The organism is Methylobacterium gossipiicola (assembly GCF_900113485.1).
Taxonomy (GTDB): Bacteria; Pseudomonadota; Alphaproteobacteria; order Rhizobiales; family Beijerinckiaceae; genus Methylobacterium; species Methylobacterium gossipiicola.
The window spans coordinates 178,426-201,096 of the sequence record NZ_FOPM01000006.1; the positions used below are offsets into that span (position 1 = coordinate 178,426).

Consider the following 22,671-nt stretch of genomic DNA (forward strand, 5'->3'; position numbering starts at 1 on the left):
ACCCTTCTTTCCCCTGACGCCCCAGCGCGTCCCCCGCGTTTGACCGAGGGGGGTTACGGTTCGATCAAACGATCCCGTCCTCAGGCCGCCGCGACCTGCACGGGCCTGGCCTCGTCACCGAGGACGTAACAGTTCCGTCCCCGGCTCTTGGCGCGGTAGAGCGCCCGGTCGGCGGCGGCGAGCACGGCCTGCGGGTCCGTCTGGCCCTCCGGCTTGAGGGCGACGCCGACGCTCGCCGTCACCACGCCGATGCCGTCGGACCGGCCCGGATGCGCGATCTGCAGGAACGCGATGGTGCGCACGAAGGCGTCGGCGAGACGCTGGATCGCGTCCCTGTCGCCGCTGCGGAAGACCGCCGTGAATTCCTCCCCGCCGAACCGCGCGCACAGGACATCCCGATGCTTGGCCGCCGTGGCGAGGACGACGCCGACGCTCGTGAGGCAGGCATCGCCCGCCTGATGCCCGAGGGTGTCGTTGAACGGCTTGAAGTGATCGATGTCGATCATCATCACCGCCAGGGGCTGCCCGTCGGCGAACGCGGTCCGCAGATGCTCGTCGAGGGCCCGGCGGTTCGGAAGCCCCGTGAGAGGGTCGGTGCGCGACTGGTCCTGGAACTGCTGCTTGGCGCTGTCCGCCTGCTCGGCCCGCGCGAGGGCGAGATGGGCGACGACGTAATCGCGGCAGCGGCGGCGCTCGACCTTGAAGTTCGCATACAGGCTGATGATGCACGCCATGGCGATCTGCACCACGAAGGCGAAGCGCAGGGCCTCGTCGAGCCCCGGCTTGAGGCAGACCGCGAGGGTCGTGAGGGTGAGGGCCGCCGCCGTGAACACGATGGCGAAGCGGAAGCGCAACGGCAGCAGCATGTTGCCGTAGATCAGCGTCAGGGTGAATTCGTTGAACGCATAGGCGCCGAACTCCGACCGGGTCGTCAGGAACAGCACGATCTCCATGACGAAGGCGCTGCCCACCAGGAGCAGGATCGCCCGCTCGCGAAAGGCCGGCGGCATCCGGTCCATGCAGATCAGGGCCGCGACGATGACGGGCGTCACCACGAGGAGGCGCAGGACGACGGCGAACCCCAGCACGTCCGGCACCAGGACGGCGTTGGTGATGTTGTGGGCGTTGAACAGCACGAGGCCGAGCCAGAACGTCTCGCGCAGGTTCGCGACGCGCTCGCGCCCGGTCTCGGCCTCGTGGCACTGTTCGAGGACCGGATCGAAACGCAGAAGACGATCCACGAGGGGAGCGGGCTGCGCCTCGGACATCCGCGCCGTCGAAAAGTCCTGCACCGGCCGCCACTCCCTCGATCCGGCGAGTGTCACCGCAATATGTGAATCGTTCGTGGAGCGCCGTCCCGCGAAGACTCGGGCCATCGCGGGGCCGAGGCGGTCGAACGGTATCCGGAATCTCGGGCAAGCCGGCGCGCCCCCCTGCCCTCACCGCGACGACACGGGCTCGACGATCGGACGACACGAACGCGTCCGGTCCCGCGCGGCGCTCATCCGCCGATGCCCGCCTGTCGGCCGAACGCCGTTCGATTCCATCGGAATGGCGGCGTTCGGCCTCGCTCGCGCGCCGCGCGGACCGGCGAGCGGCGCATCCTGTCCCGAGCCGGGCTTCGGCTGGCACGAAAGAGGCTTGTCCGCCGCCGCGAACCGGGCTCCCCTGGGGCGCCAGAGAAGGATGCTCATGCCTGCCACCGCGAACGCCCCCGGCCTCGACGCATATTGGATGCCCTTCACGGCCAACCGCCAGTTCAAGGCGGCCCCCCGCCTCCTCACGGCGGCGGAGGGGATGCACTACACCGCCAGCGACGGGCGCACCGTCCTCGACGGCACGGCGGGCCTGTGGTGCGTCAATGCCGGGCACGGGCGTCGCGACATCGCCACGGCCGTCGAGCGCCAGCTCACCACCCTGGATTTCGCGCCCTCGTTCCAGATGGGCCACCCCCTCGCCTTCGACTTCGCCGAGCGCCTCGCCGCCGTCGCACCGGGTGGACCGGAGGCCGGGCTCGACCGGGTGTTCTTCACGGGCTCGGGCTCGGAATCCGTCGACACGGCGCTGAAGATCGCCCTCGCCTACCAGCGGGCCATCGGCCAGGGCACCCGCACCCGGCTGATCGGGCGTGAGCGCGGCTATCACGGCGTCGGCTTCGGCGGCATCTCCGTGGGCGGCCTCGTCAACAACCGCCGGATGTTCCCGCTGCTGCCGGCCGTCGACCACCTGCGCCACACCCACGACCTCGCGCGCAACGCCTTCTCACGAGGCCAGCCCACGCACGGGGCCGAGCTCGCCGACGACCTCGAACGCCTCGTTGCCCTCCACGGCGCCGAGACCATCGCGGCCTGCATCGTCGAACCCGTGGCCGGCTCCACCGGCGTGCTGATCCCGCCGGTCGGCTACCTCGAACGCCTGCGGGACATCTGCACCCGCCACGGCATCCTGCTCATCTTCGACGAGGTCATCACCGGGTTCGGCCGCCTCGGCGCGCCCTTCGCCACGGATCGTTTCGGGGTGGTGCCCGACCTCGTCACCACCGCCAAGGGCCTCACCAACGGCGCCCTGCCCATGGGGGCGGTGTTCGCAAGCCGCGCCGTCCACGACGCCCTCATGCACGGGCCGGAGGGATCGATCGAACTCTTCCACGGCTACACGTACTCGGGCCATCCGGCGGCCTGCGCCGCCGGCCTCGCCACCCTCGACATCTACGCCCGCGAGGGCTTGCTCACGCGCGCCGCCGCCCTGAGCGAAACCTGGGCGGACGCGGTGCACGGCCTGGCGAACGCGCCCCACGTCATCGACATCCGCACCCTCGGCCTCGTGGCCGGCATCGAACTCTCCCCCCGCGACGGCGCCCCGGGGGCCAGGGCCTACGACGTCTTCGTCGATTGCTTCGAGCGCGGTCTCCTCGTGCGCGTCACCGGCGACATCGTCGCCCTGTCGCCGCCCCTCATCGTCGAGACGGACCAGATCGACACCATGGTGTCGATCCTCGGCGAGGCCCTCGCGCGCGTCGCGTGAGGAGGAAAACCGGAGGGTTTACCGCGCGGTAACCGCGATGTGGATGAATGTGGGTCGAGCGTCGCCCCCTCGGGTCGGCTTCCCGTCGCCCGGAGGCGCGCCGATGTTTCCCCTCATGTTCGTCGCCATCGCGGGCGGCCTCGGCACCGCCGCCGCCGTGGCGCCCACCAGCCTCGCCCTCGCGGTGGTGTCGGCCCCCTTCGGCGGCAGTTTCGCCGCCCTCCTGACCGGGCTCTACCTCGCGCGCCGCAACGACGCCGCGCACGCACGGGTCGCCGACCACGGCCAGCTCCCGGACCAGACCGACAGCCTCGTCGCCGCCCTGCGCGGCCTCGAAGCGCATGGGCGCGCCAGCCGCCCCTCGGCGGCCAAGCCGACCCAGAAGCGCGACGTCGCCTGATCCGAACGGCGGCGCCCATCGCCGAAAGCGTTGTTCCGTCGCCGAACCGGCAACGCCTTGGGCGGCCCTCCCCCCTAGGGCATCGATCCAGACGGAGGCTTCAGCCGTGTCTGGGAAACTTGATGCAAAAACAAAAGCCTCGTGCTCTGGCGCATGAACGAAGTGATGGCGTCACAGCACTAGCGGCGGGGCCTCTGCATCTTCACGACGGTGTTCTTCGGCTTGCCGAACGGCCGCAGGGGTGCCCGGGCCTCGAGGGCGATGCGGGCCAGTTCCTGTGGCCGGGGGGCGCCGGCCGCGATGCGCCGGAGGGCGTCCGCCATCTCCTCCAGGGTCTGGGCCGCCTCGCCTTCGAGGGTTTCCTCGGGGCGGATGCCGTTGAGTTCGGGCGCGATCTCCTCGGCCGCTTCGCGCAGCTCCTCGATGAGTTCGGCGGCGGTATAGCGGGGCGGAGGCGATGGGGGCATGGCGCGACCATGGCAGGCCGGCGCCGCTCGGACAAGCGCGCAGCGCGGGGGATGCGGGCCTCGTGAACCGATGGGGCGTCTCGCGGGTTGCGGGAGCAGACGCCACCGCACGAACGGTCCCATGACGCCCCAACTCTTTGCCCGCGCCGCCCTTCTGACGGTCCTGTCCGGACCCGCCTTCGCCCAGACCCTCGCGCCCACGGGCGGCGCCGGCAACACCGGGGTGACGACCCCGTCCATGAAACCCGATGACGACCTCCGTTCCGCGGACCGGCCCTCGCGCTCCGCCCCGAACGTCGTCGGCAATCCGAGCCCGGCCGCAATCCCCGGCAGTACGCCGGGCGTCAACATCGGCGGCACCCCCACGGGCGGCCCGCCCGGCACCGGCGGCGCGGCGGGCGGCCCCTCCCTCGGCAATCGATAGACGCCCCCTCAGACGATGAGGCCCAGGCGGAACCCCTCGGCGACGGCCTGGGCCCGGTTGCGGACGCCGAGCTTGGCCCGGACGTTGCGCAGATGCGCGTCGATGCCGTGTTCGGAGATCCCCATGATCTCGCCGATCTCCCAATCGGTCTTGCCCTCGGCCGTCCATTGCAGGGTTTCGCGCTCGCGGGGCGAGAGGACGCCGCGCCCCGCCGGCCCGTGCCCGCGCACGAGCAGGGCCTGCCCGAAGGCGTAGCTCGCCAGAAGGGTGAGCATGCCGCGATGGGCCGGATCGATCTCGAGCCGGTCTCCGGCGAAGGTCATGCCGCCGGGCGCCCCCTCCAGGGTGGTGAGGGGCACGGTGTAGCCCTGGCGCAGGCCGATCTCGGCGGCCTCGCTCATGATCTGCGCGGCGCGGCGCTCGCGCACCGGGCGCAGGTCCGGGTCGTCCCAGCCGAAGCCGGTGGTGCGATCCAGGGTCTCGCGCACGATGGGGTCGTCCGCCGCGTAATGCTGGCCGAGGTAGACCCGCCGCCACGCCTCGTCCACGTTCTCCATGACGAGGAAACGCCGGTCGAAGGAGCGCAGGGCCACGGCCTCCGGGAGCAGGGCCGCGATCACCGCATCGACGCCGAAGCCCGCGAGTTGCCCCCGCACGATGCCGACGACCTCCGGCACGCTCGCGGCGCGATCGAGCTCCTTCAGGAGCTTGAGCGTATGGTCGAGGGATCTGCGGCTCAAGGCGGTCTTTCGCTCAGTGGAGGATCGCGACGGGGTTTCCCCCCGGTTCACGGCTCGCCCCGGGGGCACGGCACAACCGCCCCCGCGCGCCCCGCGAACCCTACGCGAACGCGTGGTGGTGACGATGGCCGGCTCTGGGCACACGGATCGTGGAGGTGCCCCATGATCCACGTCATTACATCCGCCAACAGTGCCCAGAACACCGACCTCATGGAACAGGCCTTTCGCCTGCGCCACAGGATCTTCGTCGAAGAGATGGGCTGGTCCGCCGTGGCCCGTGAGGACCGGCGCGAGATCGACGAGTTCGACGACGAGCACGCCGTCCATCTCCTCGCCGTGGAGGAGGACGACGTCGTCGGGTATTCCCGGCTGCTCCCGACCACGCGGCCCTACGTGCTGTCCACCCACCTGCCGCAATTGTGCAAGGGCACGCCGCCGGCCGATCCGGGCCTCGTGGAATGGAGCCGTATCGGCGTCGCCGACAGCGCGCGGACCTCGGGCCGGCGCCTCAACCCCACGGCGCTGGCGATCCTCACGGCCATCGTCGAATGGGGCCTGCCGCGCGGCCTGCACGGCTTCGTCTCGGAAATGCCCACAAGCTGGCTGCTGCGCCTGCTCCAGTTGCACATCCACGCCATGCCGCTGGGCCTGCCGCAACGCATCGACGACGTCGAGATCGTCGCCGTCCGCGCCGGCTTCGATGCCCAGAGCCTGCGGCGCCTGCACGCCATGCGCGGCACCACGGCCTCGGTCCTGGCCCCGGCACGGGGCGGGATCATCCGCCTCGCGAGCTGAAGGCGACCGACGATGGACCGGAAAGACGAAGCGGGCACGGACTCCGCCCTCATGGAACGGGCCATCGAACAGGCGATCGACCTGCGCGAGGCCCTGCAGAAACTGCCCGATCTGGAACTCGACGTCTTGATCGACATGATCCTCATCGAACTCGGACGGCGACGGAGCGGTTCGTCCTGACGCCGGCCCGCGACGGGGGCGTCCCCGTCGCGGGATGGATGCGCCGCAGACGACCAAAGCCGATCCCGACAACGAAGCTTACGCGCTGCGGAACGAACGGCACAACACAACCTGATAGAAATTTTTCGGTAAATCCAACTTGACGATGAAAATTCGCCCCTTAAGATCAGGGGTGTCATCCAGCGGGCCGCTCGACGACTCTCAAAGTCAGGGGAGACCTGATGCCGAGAATCCCACCGCGCAGTCATTGGCGGACCTTGCCGTTTTTTCGATCTCATAGCCGACACAACTCGATCGACCCCGTGTCGCCGAGCAGTCCAGCCGTCTAACTTTTCGACAAAACGGCTTTCTAAATCCAAGCCGAGCCAGAGATTTCAATCATGGCCTACAAAAAAGTTCAATTCATCGCTTGGGTTATCCATACCGGTCCGGCAGCGGATCCGAAGGATAAGACAAAACAAATTTACAAAGGGCTTAAAAACTCCGCCGAGGATATCGCAGAGAGGGTGAAACTGGTCACTCAAGTGATCGATCAAGCCAAAGCAGCGATCGGGCACTCTCAGACCGAGTCCGATACGTTGAAAATCTTCATGATGCCCGAATTTTTCTTTCGTGGGCCGACCGGAGCCTACGATATGGATGACGTCGCGACACTGGTCGCCGCTCTCCAAGCCGCAGTGAAAGACGCGAGCTGGAAGGACTGGCTGTTCGTCTTCGGCAGCATCGTGGGCAAGTCGTTCACCACGAAGGAACAGAGCTTTTTCTTGCGCCTGTTTGGACCTCGTTTCGTTGTTGACACGTCGAAGCCAGTGGAGATCTACAACTATTGCCTAATTCAGAAAGGCGGATTCGGGAATGCCTCCGGCGCCGGTCCGGCGTCAGCTCGCGCGGTCATGAAACAACTCAAATCCGGCATGGACTTCATCCCTAAGGCAAAACTTTCAGGCTCCGAAATTCCATTCGAAAGAGCGAAGCCTTTGGAGCCCACGCGGGAATTTGGAACCACATCCGATATTCAAATCACGAATTACGATGGCTCGTCCATTTTCCAGATTGACGGCTTGACGTACGGACTCGAAGTCTGCCTCGATCATCTTAAACAACGCCTCAAGAACGTTGCCAAATTGCCGCCCATCGATATTCAATTGGTTCCTTCCTGTGGAGCATCGATCCAGAATAACGCAATCGTCGCAAAGAAAGACGGTTTCGTCTTCAACTGCGATGGGTATGCCGACTATGACCGCCAAGTCCTCGGAGGCAACAGCGCACTGGTCAAGGTCGGAACCGGCGCGGTCACAGCGCCGAAATCCTTTACAGCAGTGTCCAGCGCACGCGCTTCGGACCTTTATGGGCAGGGCGCAGGCGAGATTCGCGTCTATCCGACGCAAGTCCTGTCCCAATCCATGGTATCCAAGCTTTGAATCGATCCGGTACCTGCTCCGCCAGAGCGGATACCGGACCTATCCCCCTTCGTTCGAGACCGGAATGGCCCACCGAGCCAAGAGGCGCCCGACGAAAGGTCTGCGGCGACCGACGACGGGATCGCCGCCGGCATGGCATCATGATCGGCACGAAGTCATCACAATCAAAGACTCATCCGCGCGCTATTTCCTTCTCTCGGAAGGTCGCCCCCGCGTCAAACCTGGTGCGTCGCTAGAAAGAACGTATTGTTGGCGAAATTGAAATCGACGGCATTGTTGCGATTGAAGGCATCGTCCAGTCTCGATCCGCGCGTGACAACGTTATATTGCTGCCCGATCCGTGCCCCATCGAAAGCAGCGACGAGACTGATGCCGTTGAGATAGATGTTGGAATCATTGCCGTAGTCTTGCCACTGCGCCTCCCCGGCATTCAGGGAGAAGTCTGTCTGGCCCGCCCGATCCTTCGGATCGTCCCCTGCGCGGACAAACAGCGTCACGTCGATCCGGCAGGGGCCATGGTTGGAAAAGAGTTTTCGTCCCGCCATCGTTGTCTCCCAAAAGAACCGCGCTTTCGGAAGGCCGTGTCGCCACGCGGCCGGGCGCCCCCGCACGGCGCCCGACCGACGCGGATCGACGGGCCACCCAACGGGTGGGTGCGTCGCTCCGCGCCGCCGCAGCGCAGCACTGGGTTGCCACCCCTCGAAACACCGCCCTCCAGTTGCAAGGCGTAGCCCTCGAACGGCCGCTTGCCAAGGGATCTGGCCAAGGAACCTGGAAGGAACCTGGCCAAGGGATGCGGACGGGACCGCCTCCCGCACCGCGTCCGGACGGAGAACACCGTTGTGACGTCCGACGTTTTCGGCCCGGCCCGGCGATCACCGCGCCGGCCTTGCCGCGATGGCGGCCAGCGCGGAATCGGCTTTCTACGCCGGCGTAAGAGGCTCCGGCGGCCCTGGAGGCACGGACCGCCTCGTGCTGTGACGCAATCACTTCGTTCCTGCGCCAGAGCACGAGGCTTTCGTTTTTGCATCAATTTTCCCAGGCACGGCTGAAGCCTCCACCTGGATCGATGCACTCGTGCTGTGACGCAATCACTTCGTTCCTGCGCCAGAGCACGAGGCTTTCGTTTTTGCATCAATTTTCTCAGACACGGCCGAAGCCTCCGTCTGGATCGATGCACTCGGGCGTCGTCTTAAATTTCAGATCCAGGACGACGCTCTCAACTCTTGGGCCGCATCGGCTTTTGTCCGAAAGCCGGTTCCCAGCTTTCGGGCCGATGCTCTGGATCAGGGCGATCACCGCCCCCCGGATTCAGGCGCATGGGTCCTTGCACTCGGCGATCTGAGTGGCCAGCAGCCAGAGGGTGGGGGGGACGCTGGGGGCGGTTCTGGCGCAGCACAGGCTCGATCCGTCCGCGCGCGTCACCCTCAAGATGTAGGGATAGCTGTCGGACGGCTGCCGGCCGAGGACGATATCGCGAAGCGACTGCGCGATGGAAATCTTCTTCTCGAATCTCGGCTCGTCGGCTTCGAAGGTGACGGTCCGATCCTGGAAGATCACGGCGATCTCGACGATCTGCGGCGGTCCGGCGAAGACCTCCTTGCGGGTCTTGAGGGTGAGTTCGGTCGCGTAGGTCCGGTTGGTGCCCTCGTCGAGGATCGCGTCCAGGAACCCCGCCTCCTTGTTACCGGACAATCGGCCCGTGAAGTCGAGGCGCTCGGTGTACTTGCCGTCGAGGAGCGAAACCTCCACCCGCCCGAGGAACAGGGGGTTTTCCGGCGCCGTACTGAAGATCGCGGCCCAGAGGGCGCGGAACTGCGCGAAGTTCAGCCGGACCTCGTTGCGGAGCCCCTTGCCGAAATCAATGCTCGCGTCGCCCTGCGTCACGGGTTCGCTCGCCGTGGCCCGTGCATTCGGCAGGTCGAGGATGAACCGAGCCGTCACGCCATGGGCATCCTGGATCGACACCATGCCGGGCTCGAGCCCGAGCTTGTCCCGCAATGCCTGTTTCGCCGCCTCGATCCGCTCCCATGTCACGTCCGGACGCCCATGGAAGCGGAACGTCGTTTCGGTTGCCTCCACGGCCCCGCCCTCTTCCGGCGGGGAGAAGCGCAGGAGCGAGACGGCGTCGCCCTCGCCCTTGCCGTCCCCGTCGCGCTTCTCGTTCAGCACGAAGCCGTCGGGCAAGAAGAAGACCCGTGCCCGGTCGATGTTGTCCTGATAGTAATTATAGGCGCGACCGTTCCAATCGACCTGCCAGCGGACATAGCCCGGCAGGGGCGGCACGGGAACCGTCCACCGGAACGTGACGTCGAGCACCATATATTGCCGCTCGAATTCCGGCTCCTCCTTGATACTGTTCAACAATGATTCGACCGTACCATACGGTATACCGCCGAATTCGCGTATAATACCAGATTTTATTACATCGTTATCCCAGGACTGCCTCACGAAGCTTTCGGTTTGCAGGACCGCCAGCTGCACTTTCTGGGTGATTTGCACGGCGACGTTGGGAATAGTGTCGAACAGCGCGTCGCGGATCCGCGCGAGCTCGGGGCCCGAGAGCGTCTTGCGCAGGCACCACAGGGAGCCGCCCTGAGGGCTCGCTTCGAGGGGAAGGGCGGTGCTCCCGCCGCTGGCATCGAGGACGAGCCCGAACTCCGTTCCCGCGAAGTTCGGGGTACCCACGACATTGGTCGGCGGTGCGGCGACGAGGAACAGGGTCAGCGTCCCGTCCGGCGCCAGGGCGCTCTCGAACGCCTCGGCACCGGCGCCGCCCCGCGTGACGCCGGCATAGACCGGCAGATACCAGGGGGCTCCGTCGGCCCCCTGCAGCCCCGCCACGCGGGCGGTTTCGAGGGATGGGGTGATCAGCGCCCCGTCGAGTTGGGTGCGCCAGGCGCGCATCCTGTTGACCGTGAGGATTGGTTGCGTCACGGGGGGTCCTTCAGTCTGAGAGAGCGGGCGGGCGGAAGGAAACCTGGAGGCCGGGGCCGATGCCGGCCCCGACGAGGAAGGTGATCATGTTGTGCCGAGAGCCCCCGGCGGGCCGGGCCGCGAACGATGCCGTGAGATCCGCGTAGGGGCCGAGATCGAATCCCCTGCGGTCCGCGCAGCGCAGGAGGGCCGCGCGAAGCTCGGCATCCCCGCCGGCGAAATCCTGGGCGAAGGCGATCAGGGAGAAGACCGGCGGGCCCGTGGGTGTGGCCCTCTCGCTGAAGCCGAACCGGATGTCGGGAAGCCGGCCGCCGCCCCGGCGGAACTCGAAGGCTCCCACGAGCGCGACGAGATCCTCCAGGTGCTCCGCGAGGCCGAGCCGGCCGAGGAGCCCCGCGAGGCGCGCCACCGGCATCCCCCGCGCCCGCCCCTCGAAGTAGAACTCGCGCGCGCCCTCCTCCGGGCCGAGGCCCACGAGGAGGGGGCGCAGGGCGGTGCCGTCCTGCTCCGGCCAACCGGGCGGATGGATGAGGCCCGAGCCCCCCGGCTCCGTGCCCGGGGGCACTTCGACATAGACCTTGAAGGCGGGCGGCGCCCCCGGGCGATGGCGCACCCCGAGCCAGGCGCCCCACCGCGGAGCCCCCTGCGCCTGCAGGCGGCGCGCGGCGGCGAGATCCCCCGCCCCGGCGCCATGGGCCGCGAGCCAGTCCGCGATCCGGGCGAGGCGGGTCCGCACCGCGCCGCCGAAATCCACGACGTATCGCAGGTCCGCGCTCAGGCTGGAGCAGGCGAACTCCACGGCCCCGCCATCGGCGTTGAGGGAGAGCCCCGCCCCCGCCGGAACCGCCTCCACCTCGGCGAGGAGCGCGGCGAGGGTCCGGGACACGTCCGGCGCCAGCCGGGGGGCGTGCGCGTGGAGAATCGCGACGGCATCGGCGATCCCGGCGGGCGCGGCGGGCATCAGGCCCCCGGCAGCTTGATGGCGATGGTCTGGCCGCCGCGCCCGGTCTTGCTGAACGGCTCGCCGTCCATCGGCAGAACCTCGTAGGTGAAGCGCAGGTCGCTCTTCGGCTTGGGGTCCGCCAGGGTGGGGACGATGCGGCGGAGGCGCTTCTGGCCCTTCTCGAGGGTGAACTGGTCTTCCCACGCGAAAGCGCCGTCGGTGTGGGACAGGGTGATGTCGACGCTGTCGTCGTCGAAACTCGCGGTGAAGAAGACCGGCGTGTGGCCGCCGAAGCGGTCGCGGACGACGATCCGGTCGTCCTGGACCGTGGCGGCCTCGGAGCCGTAGATGCGCTTGCCACCCTTGTGGACGTCGACGGTGTAGCGGATCTCGGCCGCGGCCGTCTCGATACCGCTGCGGATGCGCAGGATCCGGGGGTCGGCCCGGCCGTTCTGGAACGTGACCTGTTTGGTCCCCTTCCATTTCGCGCTGGTCAAGGTCACTTTGACCTCGTCCGCATCCTCCCAGACGAAATCGGCGTCGAGGCGGATGTCGAGGGTGACGAACTGCACCGCCGCGTCCGGAGTCGCCACGATCAGACCCCGCTCGGCCCGGCCGCTGACCGAGAACCGGGTAGTCTCGCCCACCCAATCCCCGCCGGACCTGAACACGTAGTCGACCGTGAAGGCGACGTCCGCCGAGCCCTTGGCGTCGTACTGGAACCGGAAGGGCGGCTCGGTTCCATGACGCTTGCCGTCGGTGATGGAGAAATTCTGGACGGCCTGACTGCTGGCGGGGGCGTTGGCGGGATACCGGGCCTGGATGTTGAGGGCCGTCAGGCCGAGGGCGGTGAAGTCGGCGGCGTCCGGCAGCGCGACGTTCACGGGGTAGGGCTGGCCGAAAGGGTCCTGTGAGCGGTTGATCTGCGTGATGTAACTGGCCGGCTCGCCCAGTCCTTCGAGAACCAGGGCCTGGGGCAGCACCTGATACGGACGGGCCTTCAGTTCCGAATACAGGAAGTCGATCTTGTTTTCCTGGCGACCGTCGTAATAGGCCGCGCGGATATTCACCTTGGGAATGAACAGGGTCGCGGCCTTGACGATCTCCTTGACGGCCGTGTCGGCTTCCTCACCGACCTTGCCGTCCGACGCGGCCTTGTCGGCGGCGGCTTCCTCGGTGCCCCGCGCCTTCTCGACGGCCTCGCTCACCTTCGGGGCTTCCTTGAGGGGGCTCCAGTTGTTCGGATCGGAACCGATCTGGGTCTCGAAGAAATTCTTGAGAATGTAATCGAGGAGGATCTGCTGGGCCCATTTCAGGCCCTCCTTGTCGTTGTCGCCCCCGAAATCGATCACCTCGATCTTCAGATCGGTGTTCTGCAGGATGCGCTGCCACTGCGCGTTGATGCCGAGATCGAGGATCAGGGCCTCCAGGGGAACTTCGCCGCCGAGGCTGGCCTGGAAGTCCCGGACGGTCTTTTCCAGGGTGCCGTGGACCTTGAAGGTCACGGACGGACGCATGGCGAGGAATTCGAGGCGGTAGAGGGCCGCGATGGTGTTCGCCCCCGCCAGGATGGCCGACTTCATCGCCGAGGCGAGGCGGCCTTCCTTGGTGAACTGAATCGAGCAGACGGCGGTGTTGTCGCCCACGAGGGAGGACGAGCCGGCCGACCACACCACCTGCTCCTTGCTCTGGTAGAGAACCGAGGGATCGTCGGGGGTGCGCACGGCCTGGGCGGCCGTGGGTCCGAGGGCCGAGAGGTTCACGGCGCCCTTGGTGAAGGTCACCGTCGAGAGGACGAGCTTGCCGGCGTCGCGCCCGGTCCGCCGCGCGACTTCGGCCCGGATCCTGTCGAGGGTCGCCGGCGGCACGGCGGTGTTGACCTCGAAGTTCAGGAACCCGGTGCCCTCGGAATCCGTCGCCGAATCCGTGTACCAGAAATAGGACAGGGCCTTGCGGCCGTTGCGCTCGGCCAGCCGGATGAGGCCGGGGACGTACCAGAACTGGAACGGCGAGGCGTGATCGGGATAGACGTCGACGCCATCGACGGTGAACTTGGTGGAATCGATCAGGATCATGCCGTGGCTTCCTGTCTGCTGGGGTCCGGGACTTCGGAATCGGGGCGCGACGGCACCACGATGGTGTGCTCGTGGCTGCGCAGGACGGCGCCGGGAACGGATGCGTTCGCGCTCCGGAACAGCGTCTCGCAGGTGAGTTCGCGCTCATCCGCGAACCAGTGGGTGAACCGGGCGCGCGGCTCCCGTCGCGTCAGTTCGAGCTGCTGCGGCGCCCAGGCCTGAAACCGGGCGCCCTTGACGAGCTTGAGCCGAATGGCGCTCCAGCGCTGCCAATCCGTGTCCGGGGCGGCCGCGAACACCACGGTGCGCTTGCGCAACGGGTTGAGGAAGATCGTGGCGCCGGAGGGCAGGCTCTGCCGGGTCCGGGCGCCCCCATCCGCCATCCCATAGCGGGCGCGGACCGTCACCCCGTCGAGGTCCTGCCGTGACGGCGCGAAGACCTCGATGGTGCCGCTCGGGCGGCCCCCGGTCAGAACCAGGGAACCGGGGGTGAAACTCAAGGCCGGCGGACCGTCGAGGGCGACGGTCACGGAGGGAACGAGCGACCAGGGGAAGTCCGGGGCGACCGTCACCGCGTAACGGCGGAAGGTGTAGAGCGTCGCCGGCTGGAGATCGACGAAAGCCTGGTCGCGCGCGAGGGAAAGCCGTCCCGTCGCCGCCGGCCGACCGTTGCCGAATCGGACGTCGCAGCGACAGGCGTAGGTGTGAACCTGGGCAGGGGCGTGCGTCAGGGCGATCCGCCAATCCTCGGTCCGGTCCGCGTTGAACACGTGGCCGGAGAGCCCGGCCGCCGGTTCGAGGCTGACCTGGACCGCCTCCAGGGGCGCGCCGTCGAACACGGCATGGCAGCGCAGGGTGAGATCCTGCACGAACGTGACGCCCGTCGGCAGTTGGATGACCGGCCGACTGCGCAGGGCGTCCGAGAGATCCGCGAGGGCCCCCTGGAGATGGACCGTGCGCGTGACGGCGTCGCTCACCTGCAGATCGCAATCGAGGGTTCGCGAGATCGCCTGGGTGTCGCGGATCGTCTCGCAGGAATAGCCGATTCCCCAGGACGGGCTTCCGCCGGCCGGTGGGGCGGCGAAGGCCGGTAGCGGCGTCATCAGGGTCTGGAGGCTGCGCAGGAAGGCACGCCGGACCCCATCCGGCACCGGTTCGTCGGTGGAGACCGTCGAATGGATCGTGATGGCGCCGCTCTGCCGCAGGTCCTCGAAGGTCTCGACGCTCTCGAAGCTGACGAACAGCACGTTGGCCGTACAGGTCTTGCGGACCCAGAGCCGATACCGCGTGAGGTCGAACTGGATGGCGTAGGCGAAACTCGGCCGCAGGACCTCGAACTGCAGGTCGTAGACGACGGAGATCGGCACCGAATCCGGATCGTCGAGGGAGCGCGTCAGCAGCAGGTATTGGTCGGTCGTCAATCCGAGACTGACGACCGCGCTGTTGTCGCCCATGAGCGAGGGCGTCGCCCGGACGGGATCGCCGCCGATGATGGCGGCGATCACGGTGCCCGAGGTCCAGGGGATGGGCGTGAGCCGGGCGTCGGGCCTCCGCTTGCGCAAGGCCGTCTCGGCGGCGGCGAGGTCGGCGGGAGCGGGCGCGAGATCGACGACGAAGGACAGCATGCCCGCCTGCGGCGGCGCGCCCGCCCGCCCATCCAGCACCCGTTCGTAGCGGATGAGGGTGAACAGGTACCCGTCTCCGTCACGGGCGAGGCGCGGACGCGTTCCGGCATAATAGAACCGATCGGGCGCGGCGGAATCTCCGTACACGAGCACGCCGTCGACGCCTTCGAGTTCGATCCTGGGATCGTCCACCAGCATTCCCGCCTCCCCGGACTCAGAAGGTCGAGAAGCCGTCGCGCTCCACGGTGATGATCGGGCCGCCCAGGACGGTGTCGAGGCCCCCTTCCTTCAGGCGCCTGTCCCCCTCATTCAGGGTCGAGGACGTTCCGCCCGCGGTGATCTGGGCTTTGAGCAAGCGAAGCGACGACCTCTTGCTTTGGAACACCGGCACGTTCCAGGAGAAAGCCGCCGCGTTCGGCCTGTTCCTGTCGAGGTCGATGATTTGGACGAATATCCGGTCGTCGCCGAGCCCCCGCAGGGTGTATTCGACCCTGATGCGCGCCCGCTCGACTTCGTCGGCGAGTTGGAAGCCGATGGTCTCGATCGTGTCGCCGAGGGGGTTGATCAGGGTGACGTCGGCATTGCCCTGCTGCAGGTCAACGATCTGGCGCTCACCTGCGATGGGTGCGCCCGCTTTGGGGGTGAGGGTCAGCCGATAGGTCAGCTTGCCCGTCATCGCCTTGCCGAATGGCTGCACGATGGAGAGGGGCGTATCCTGCCTCAGGACGATGTTGGTCTTGGTCCAATCTCCATAGGCGATGTCCAGCCTCGCGCCGCTGATGATGTCCCACGGGAGGTCGACCCCGTCGAACGTGACGTTGAGCACGCCGACATCGACGCCGCCGAGGGCGACGTAGTTGTCGCCGCCATCCTGACGCGTCGGCGCCGCACGGAACGGGGGCGTCCCATCGCTATAGGCGACGAGATACGCATAGCTGACGAACTTGTTCGGCGTCGCCGCGGCGAAGGTGCCGCTGAGGGTCTGGCTCGGCTGCTGCGCGTTCGTGGCGTATTCGAGGTTTTCGACCTCGTGACCGGTCTTGTCGCGCATCTTCTCGTTGGCGTAGGAAAGATGCGTCACGACCAAGCGGTCGATCTTACGCTGCTTCAGATACTCGACCGATGGCGCCTGCACCGTCACATCGACGTTGAAGTACGGCCTCTCGTTGAGGTCGATGAGATTGAAGTGCTTCTTCAATGCGTCCTCTTTCACGAGGGCGCTGATCTTCGGAAGCTGGCCCTGGGGGTTCTTCCTGAGCGGGATGCCTTGCGTCAGCGTGTAGGTGCGCGACTGGTTGGTCGCCGTGCTGAGTTGCCGTGCCGAATCGACATTGAGGTCGTCGAGCTTCACCTCCGGCATCTTGACCTTCAGCATGTCTTCGAGCTGGCCGGCCGCCCAATCCGTCAGGGTCTTCCGGACACTGTCCTCGACGTCCTTGCTGGCTCCGGGAGGGAGAACGATCCGGGTCGACGAGTTGATGACGTCGTCGTATTCCTTTCCGCGCGCCGCCAGGGTCCTGTAGGTGCTTCCCCAGGCTCCCCGGTGGACCTGCTCCTCGATGTTGAGCTTGGCCATGACTTTGTGATCCAGGGTCACGACCGCCTTCGCCTCGGGCAGCAGGCCGTCGAATTCCGCCGCGTAGGTCACCGCGATGATGCTGCCGCCGCCCTTGACGGCATCGTAGCCCTTGGGCTGCTTCGACGCATCGAGTGTCCATCCACCGAGGGCGTGCCAGAACAGGTTCGCCCCGATCTCACGGAGATTGAAGGTCACGACGGCGGCGTTGCTGTTGACGAGCGAGGGCGTGACTTCGATCTTGCCGCTCGAATATTCCGGGCTGTTCGCGAGGTAGCTCTCCTTGGCCGCGAAGGCCTGGACCGAGACGCTGCCGCCCTTGAACGGAACCGGGCGGATGTCGAGGGTCACGGCGGCGGCCAGGAACTGACTCCAGTCCCGCTCCGCCTGGAAGATGGCCTTCTTCTGCTTGGCCGTGTCGTCGCTGTAGCCGAGCGCCTGCTTCAGGGCGGCGACGCGGTCGGCCTCCCCCCTCTCCATGGCCCGGCACATGTCGTCGATGCGCTGGGCCTGCTTGATCGTGTCGGGATCCTTGGTGAGGGCGGCGGCGATGACCTCGCGCACCTCCGGCTTGGCCATATCCGGCATCGGCAGGCCGACGGTCATGGTGCAGATACCACCCGGCTCCATCCCGCCGCCGAAATACCAGGTGAGGTTGAAGTTCGGATGGCCCTCGCCGTCGGCGAGGAAGTTCGGCCGCTCGGCCAGGGCGTAGTAGAGATCCTTGTTCTCGCTGTCGGGAAACAGGATGTAGTCCGTCTTGCCGAACGTGGTTGGCACGCCAGTCACGGTCACGGCGGGGGAAATGGTCAGCATGGTGCTACTCCCTGAGGGCGTCGCGCGCGGGCGGGACGGGCTTGCATGGCGAAAGGGAATGGGCTGGGCGCGGCGCTACGCGCCGGCGAGATCGGCGGACCGGTGCCACGCGAACGGAAGCGTGACGCTCTTCGACAGGGTGCGGCGGAAGTTGACTCTGTCCAGGCCATGCGCATCCACCCCGTACCGGGGGACGGCGTCACGGATGACCTGCGCGGCGGCCTCCTTCAGGTCCGCCGACAGTTCGTCCCACACCGCCGCGAGGGCCGGCGCGCCGGGCCGCTCCCTCAGGACGAGCTCGCCCTTCGCGAGTGCTTCGGTGACGGCGGCGCGGCAAGCTTCGAGGCTGGGCGTGGGCACCGGCGCCGGCGGTTTGTGCCTGCCCCATCCATACGGATGCCTCGGGGGCTTGGGAGCGAGCGTCCGGATCCGGTCTACAAGATTGCCCTCGATCATGGCCGCGACCGTCTCCGTCAGGTGCAGCTCGGCCCTGTACGCGAGGGTGAGGCGACCGGCCTCCCCCCCCTGGGATGCGGCGACGGCGGCGGCCTGGGGGGCGTCGAGCGCTTCGCTGAACACCACCCGGTAGGTCGGCGCCCCCGTACTGTCCTTCGGCCCGAACTCCACGGCCTCTCCGTTCGCCGGCGTCACGGTGAGGGTGGCCTGCGCGGTATCGAGTTCGGCGATCCGCAGATCGATCGACGCGAGCTTGGGGTAAGCCGTCCTGAGGGCGCTCTCGGCCGCCGCGAGGTCCGCGTCCGTCGCCCGCCAGACCGTTTCGCAGGCGAGGAAGCCGCCTTCTCCCTCCCCCATGGACATGAACGTGAAACCGGGCCGGTCGAGGCGCGGGGCGCCGGGGAGGTAGAGGAAGCGCCCGGGTTCATCCGCGACGGGGATGCACGCGAGGGGGCCTGCCTGGACGCTGTTCGGGGTGTCGGTCATGTCACGAATCCCTCGGGTCGGAGGTCGGGGCGGCGGTGAGAAACAGTGACTCGCCGGGCGAATGGTACTCGGACCACGGGCCGTCATCGTCCGCGTGGCGGACGCGGCGAACCCGATAGCGATGGTGGAAGATCCGGTCGGCGAAGTACCAAACCGTGATGTCCGGCCGCTCGGGCGTGACCTCGACGAGGATCGGCTCCAGCGCATCCTCGGGCAGGAACGCGAACCGCGCGGAGGCGACGCCGGGCGCGAAGGTCAGGTGGGCGCGGATGCTCTGCGCGCCGTATTGCGGGAAGGCGTCGCAATCGAGATCGACGATGGGTCCGGGCAGGTCGAGGACGAGGCCGCCCCCCGGCATCCCCGGTTCCGTCGCCGTCACCCGAATGCGCGGCACGGAGCCGGGCGCGAGGAGGTAGCTCGCCGAGGGCGCCTGCGGCGTCAGCGCGGTCGCGAACGGGGTTCCCACCAGGGCGACGGCGATCCGCGCCTGAGCCAGCAGGCGCGGCGTGGCGCGCATGCTGACGAGGAGGAACGGCACATCGTCCGGCCCGAGATGGAGATAGCTCCCCGGCCCGTCGAACCAGGGCAGCAGCACCTCCGTCCCGTCCACCACCAGCTGAAGGCAGGCGCGGTAGGTTTTCGGTTCGCTCACCCGGAACGGCAGGGTCACGGATTGGGTGCCGCGCCCCGCCGGATACAGGGTCACCGACCGCGCCAAGGTCGCGTGCCCACGGGCCAGCGCCCCGTCGACGCACAGGACGACCTCGATGGCGTCGCAATTGCGCAGATCGGCCGGGAAGCCTCCGCTGACCGCGACGACCAAGCTCAGGCGATCCTCGGGCAGCGGTCCTACCCGGGTGAAGGCCGTGACGCGGTCCCGCCCGCCCGCGGCGACGATGGGCGTGAAGGGATCGAAGGCGAGGAAGCGCGGCAGCTCCGCCGGATACGGGGTCCGCAGGTCCCAGCGCACCGGACCGGCGGTCCCGTCGGGAATCCGCAGGGTGATGTGCGGCCCCTCCGAGACGCTCGGACAGGGCGCCGGTCGTCCGAAGTCCCGGTTCAGGCGGCCGGCGAGCGCCAGGGCGCGTTCGCCGGCGTCGACGCCCGCCTCGCCCTCGAGGCGGAAGAGATCGGGCGGCGGCGCCTTCAGCCACGTGACCAGGGCGTCGAAGGCGAGGCTCGGAGCACCGGGATGGAGGGTCGCGAGGCGCGCGAGGAGGGCTTCGACCTCGAACAGGGCCGTTGTCTCCACACGCGGCAAGACCCCGCCGACCCGGCATTCCACGGCCACGCGCGCCGTGGTCACCACGCCCGTTCCGAGCTGACCATAGATCAGGTCACCCGTGGTCGCCGGCAACCGGGTCTGAAGGGTGGCGCAGCCGGCGCCGTCCCAGGCGACGGGAGCGGTCTCGCGGCAGGTTCCGCATTCGAAATGCCAGGCGGCGTCGGCCGACAGCCTCGCGGGCACGACGCGGGTCTGGCCCCCGCGGGCCGCGACGAACCGGTCGCGGTCGGCCCCGGCGTCCCGGCGTTCCAGGCCCATCCGCAGGTTCGCGAACAGGGCCTGATCGTCCCCGGCGGCGTTCCGGTCGGAGAAGACCTCGAGGAAGAAATCCGGCGTCCCATCCGCCCGTCGCGCGAGATCGACGGCGCGCGGAACGGAGAAGAACAGATCGGCGGTGCGATAGGCCGGGACCAGCCACGCGTCTGCGCGGGCGATCGGACGTGTCCAATCCGGAACGTCGTCGCTCGCAAGGGGCGGGGCAGGGTCGCTCATGCGCCGATGGACCCGCGAACCCGGACGGCGGCGCAGACGATCGGGGCTGCCACCCCGGCCCCGGTGCGGCCCCGCCTGGAAAAGAGTTTCGCGCCCATGTCTGCCCGCCCTCCCCGTTCGGCCGCGCGCAGCCCCCCCTTCGCCCGTACAGGGCGCGGGTCGGACGGCTCGGCCGTTGCTTTTGGATGACCGTGAAACTCGGAACGCGGACGCGAAAACGCACTACGAGAAAAGTTCGACTTTATAAAATCGTCACTTCACTACATCTCGAAATAATATCAATTTCTGATAAAATTTACTTCGGTTTACACGAAAACAACATCTTATCGACTTGTAAACACGCTGCTTCAGCCGCGCGCGACCTCTTTCTATGAGGTTGCTTTTTTCCTGTCAACGCAATCTGAGGATTGATTTTGAGGGGCCGCCCCATCGCGATCGGGGCTCCCGGGACGATTCACCGGTCGGAGCCCCCTCGCCGCCCTGTGGTCGGCGGCCGGGATCGTGGCGCAGTCACCTAGTGCATCGATCCAGACGGAGGCTTCAGCCGTGTCTGGGAAACTTGATGCAAAAACAAAAGCCTCGTGCTCTGGCGCAGGAACGAAGTGATGGCGTCACAGCATGAGGGCGAAGGGCGCGTTCCATCGGCGAGCCACACGGCGCGATGATCCGACATCGGCGCGCGGGAATCGGTCAGGTCGTTCGGGACGCCGGGAACGCTCCCCCGGCAGGGACGGTTCGAGCCCGTCGCGGGTCGGGCGCGCCGCCCCGCGACGGGCCGCGCCTCAATACTCCCAGAAGATCCGTTGCAGATCCTTGGCGTCGCGGGGCTTCGTCAGGGCCACAGCGGCCAGGATCTTGGCCTTCTGCGGATTGAGGTCGTGGGCCACAACCCAGTCGTACGTGTCGTCGGGCTGCTCGGCATTGCGCAGGACGAAGCCGTCGCCGACGCGGGACGAGCGGATGATCTGCACGCCCTTGGCGCGGATGTCCTTCAAAGTGTCGACGAGGTAGCCGGCCACTGAGCCGTTGCCGGTGCCCGCATGGATGATCGCCTTGGCGCCGCCCGCCACCGCCGAGGTGTAGGCTTCCGGGTGCATGTTGCCCGAGCCGTACACGATGGCGACTTCCGGCAGGGCGTCGATGGTGTCGATGTCGAACTCGGACGCCGTGCCGTGGCGCTTCACGGGCGCGCGGAACCAGTAGGTCTTGCCCTCCACCACCATCCCGAGGGGACCCCACTGGCTGAAGAAGGCGGACGGCTTGATGTTGACGCGCTTGGTGGTGTCGCGTCCCGCCTGGATCTCGTCGTTCATGGTGAGCAGCACGCCCTTGGCGCGCGAATCCTTGGCCGCCGCCACCGTGACGGCGTCGAGGAGATTCAACGCGCCGTCGGCCGAGATCGCCGTCGAGGGCCGCATGGAGGCCACCATCACGATGGGCTTGTCGGTCTTCACCACGAGGTCGAGGAAATAGGCCGTCTCTTCCACGGTGTCGGTGCCGTGGGTGATGACGATGCCATCGACGTCGTCGCGCTTGGCGAGCGCCGACACCTTCTTGGCGAGGTCGACGAGTTGGGCGTTGGTGAAGCTCTCGGAGGCGATCTGGAACGCCTGCTCGCCGCGCACCTCCGCGACCCCCGCGATGGCCGGTACGGCGGCGATGAGTTTGTCCACCGGCACCTTGGCGGCCTGATAGGTGGCGCTGTTGGCGGCATCCGCCCCCGCCCCCGCGATGGTGCCGCCCGTGGCGACGATGACGACCCGGGGCTTGCCCGAGGCCGCGACCGGGGCGGCGGGGGCGGCGGGCGCCGGGCCTTCGAGGGCGATGGCGGGGGACACCCCGGCCAGCAGGAGGGCCAGGAGGGCGGCGGAGGGGCGTCGCATGAATCGGTCCCGGATCGGTGGCAATCGGCGAGTATTCTGTCCCGTGCGGCCGTCCGCGCCCAGGCGAAAAAGCGGGCGGGGCCTGGTTTTTCCCGCGGGGCTTGGCTTTTCCCGCGGGGCTTGGCTTTTCCCGAGGCAAGCCCGGCGCTGTCACGCAAACAGAACCCTCCCGACCTCGTCGGCCGGGAGGGCGAGGATCGCCATCAGTTCAGGGCCGCCGCCGCGCGGGTCGGGGCCGGACGTGCCCGGGACACCGCGACGGTGTCCCCGGTGCGGCTGATCTCGACGGCCTCGGCCGCCGCGCCGAGTTCTTGCGGGGTCGAGAGGATCACGCTCTGGCCGGACGCGAGGACCGCCTCGAAGCGGACGGCGCGGGAGGCCTCCGTGCGGGCCAGAGTCACGACGACCCGGTAGCCCTTGGGCTCGGGCGTGTAATAGGCGATTCCGGAGAGGTCGCCGAGGCTGACGCTGCCGCCGTCGAGGGGGCGGATGGTCTCGGCCGAGGCGGCTCCCGTGAGGGCCGCGAGAGCGGCGGCGGCGAGCGTGAAGGAACGGAACGTCATGGTGTCGGGTCTCACTCTGTGTGCGAAGGGCGGGGGTGCCCTTGCGGTGAACCCGATATGCGCTGCGTCGCAGCATGGATCAA

At 67.8% G+C, this 22,671-nt stretch carries 19 protein-coding genes; 6 read left to right on the forward strand and 13 right to left on the reverse strand.

Going from position 1 to position 22,671, the window contains the following annotated elements; translation table 11 throughout:
• Positions 1-80 precede the first annotated feature (80 nt).
• A complete protein-coding gene (locus tag BM249_RS07285) occupies positions 81-1,292 on the reverse strand; it encodes a GGDEF domain-containing protein (protein ID WP_177232349.1) in 1,212 nt (403 codons plus the stop codon).
• A gap of 394 nt (positions 1,293-1,686) precedes the next feature.
• Between BM249_RS07285 and aptA the strand changes: the two genes are divergently transcribed.
• Together aptA and BM249_RS07295 are read left to right on the forward strand one after the other, a co-directional pair.
• Positions 1,687-3,024, forward strand: coding sequence for an omega-aminotransferase AptA (gene aptA / locus BM249_RS07290; protein ID WP_091970402.1), 1,338 nt, complete (start codon positions 1,687-1,689; stop codon positions 3,022-3,024).
• A gap of 103 nt (positions 3,025-3,127) precedes the next feature.
• On the forward strand, positions 3,128-3,424 hold the full coding sequence (locus BM249_RS07295) for a hypothetical protein (protein ID WP_091970404.1): 297 nt from the start codon (positions 3,128-3,130) through the stop codon (positions 3,422-3,424).
• Between the two features lie 179 nt (positions 3,425-3,603).
• On the opposite strand, the gene BM249_RS07300 is transcribed toward BM249_RS07295, so the two are convergent.
• Positions 3,604-3,891 (reverse strand): hypothetical protein, encoded by a 288-nt coding sequence (locus tag BM249_RS07300; RefSeq protein ID WP_091970406.1) that lies wholly within the window; start codon positions 3,889-3,891, stop codon positions 3,604-3,606.
• A 121-nt stretch (positions 3,892-4,012) separates the two neighbouring features.
• Between BM249_RS07300 and BM249_RS07305 the strand changes: the two genes are divergently transcribed.
• Complete coding sequence (locus BM249_RS07305) at positions 4,013-4,315, forward strand: hypothetical protein (protein ID WP_091970408.1); 303 nt, start codon at positions 4,013-4,015, stop codon at positions 4,313-4,315.
• 8 nt (positions 4,316-4,323) lie between these two features.
• Here BM249_RS07305 and BM249_RS07310 read toward each other — a convergent pair whose 3' ends face one another.
• Complete coding sequence (locus BM249_RS07310; protein ID WP_091970410.1) at positions 4,324-5,055, reverse strand: autoinducer binding domain-containing protein; 732 nt, start codon at positions 5,053-5,055, stop codon at positions 4,324-4,326.
• Positions 5,056-5,217: 162 nt separating this feature from the next.
• Between BM249_RS07310 and BM249_RS07315 the strand changes: the two genes are divergently transcribed.
• The 3 genes from BM249_RS07315 (at position 5,218) to BM249_RS07320 (ending at position 7,451) form a co-directional block, all read left to right on the forward strand.
• Positions 5,218-5,850, forward strand: coding sequence for an acyl-homoserine-lactone synthase (locus tag BM249_RS07315; protein ID WP_091970412.1), 633 nt, complete (start codon positions 5,218-5,220; stop codon positions 5,848-5,850).
• A gap of 12 nt (positions 5,851-5,862) precedes the next feature.
• The gene (locus BM249_RS21580; RefSeq protein ID WP_177232350.1) at positions 5,863-6,030 is read left to right on the forward strand and encodes a hypothetical protein; all 168 of its coding nucleotides are present in this window, start codon (positions 5,863-5,865) and stop codon (positions 6,028-6,030) included.
• Positions 6,031-6,410: 380 nt separating this feature from the next.
• A complete protein-coding gene (locus BM249_RS07320; protein WP_143103702.1) occupies positions 6,411-7,451 on the forward strand; it encodes a hypothetical protein in 1,041 nt (346 codons plus the stop codon).
• Positions 7,452-7,666: 215 nt separating this feature from the next.
• Here the strand turns inward: BM249_RS07320 and BM249_RS07325 are convergent, their stop codons facing one another.
• The 10 genes from BM249_RS07325 to BM249_RS07370 all read right to left on the reverse strand — a co-directional run bounded on the left by BM249_RS07325 (position 7,667) and on the right by BM249_RS07370 (position 22,588).
• Positions 7,667-7,996, reverse strand: a complete 330-nt coding sequence (locus BM249_RS07325; protein ID WP_091970416.1) for a hypothetical protein — start codon at positions 7,994-7,996, stop codon at positions 7,667-7,669.
• A 766-nt stretch (positions 7,997-8,762) separates the two neighbouring features.
• Positions 8,763-10,388: a hypothetical protein gene (locus BM249_RS07330; RefSeq protein ID WP_143103703.1), complete on the reverse strand. Its 1,626-nt coding sequence runs from the start codon at positions 10,386-10,388 to the stop codon at positions 8,763-8,765.
• A 10-nt stretch (positions 10,389-10,398) separates the two neighbouring features.
• On the reverse strand, positions 10,399-11,349 hold the full coding sequence (locus BM249_RS07335) for a hypothetical protein (RefSeq protein WP_091970421.1): 951 nt from the start codon (positions 11,347-11,349) through the stop codon (positions 10,399-10,401).
• Entirely contained in the window at positions 11,349-13,406 is a 2,058-nt protein-coding gene (locus BM249_RS07340) for a hypothetical protein (protein WP_091970423.1), read from the reverse strand. Before BM249_RS07340 ends, BM249_RS07335 begins: the two co-directional genes overlap by 1 nt.
• Positions 13,403-15,229 carry a hypothetical protein gene (locus BM249_RS07345; RefSeq protein WP_091970425.1) on the reverse strand — a complete coding sequence of 609 codons (1,827 nt, stop codon included), beginning with the start codon at positions 15,227-15,229 and terminating at the stop codon, positions 13,403-13,405. Before BM249_RS07345 ends, BM249_RS07340 begins: the two co-directional genes overlap by 4 nt.
• Before the next feature lie 16 nt (positions 15,230-15,245).
• The gene (locus tag BM249_RS07350) at positions 15,246-17,423 is read right to left on the reverse strand and encodes a hypothetical protein (RefSeq protein WP_091970427.1); all 2,178 of its coding nucleotides are present in this window, start codon (positions 17,421-17,423) and stop codon (positions 15,246-15,248) included.
• Between the two features lie 75 nt (positions 17,424-17,498).
• A complete protein-coding gene (locus BM249_RS07355) occupies positions 17,499-18,365 on the reverse strand; it encodes a hypothetical protein (RefSeq protein WP_091970429.1) in 867 nt (288 codons plus the stop codon).
• Between the two features lies 1 nt (position 18,366).
• On the reverse strand, positions 18,367-20,142 hold the full coding sequence (locus tag BM249_RS07360; protein ID WP_091970431.1) for a hypothetical protein: 1,776 nt from the start codon (positions 20,140-20,142) through the stop codon (positions 18,367-18,369).
• Positions 20,143-20,924: 782 nt separating this feature from the next.
• On the reverse strand, positions 20,925-22,025 hold the full coding sequence (locus tag BM249_RS07365; RefSeq protein ID WP_091970434.1) for an asparaginase: 1,101 nt from the start codon (positions 22,023-22,025) through the stop codon (positions 20,925-20,927).
• 203 nt (positions 22,026-22,228) lie between these two features.
• Complete coding sequence (locus tag BM249_RS07370) at positions 22,229-22,588, reverse strand: hypothetical protein (protein WP_091970436.1); 360 nt, start codon at positions 22,586-22,588, stop codon at positions 22,229-22,231.
• Positions 22,589-22,671 lie beyond the last annotated feature (83 nt).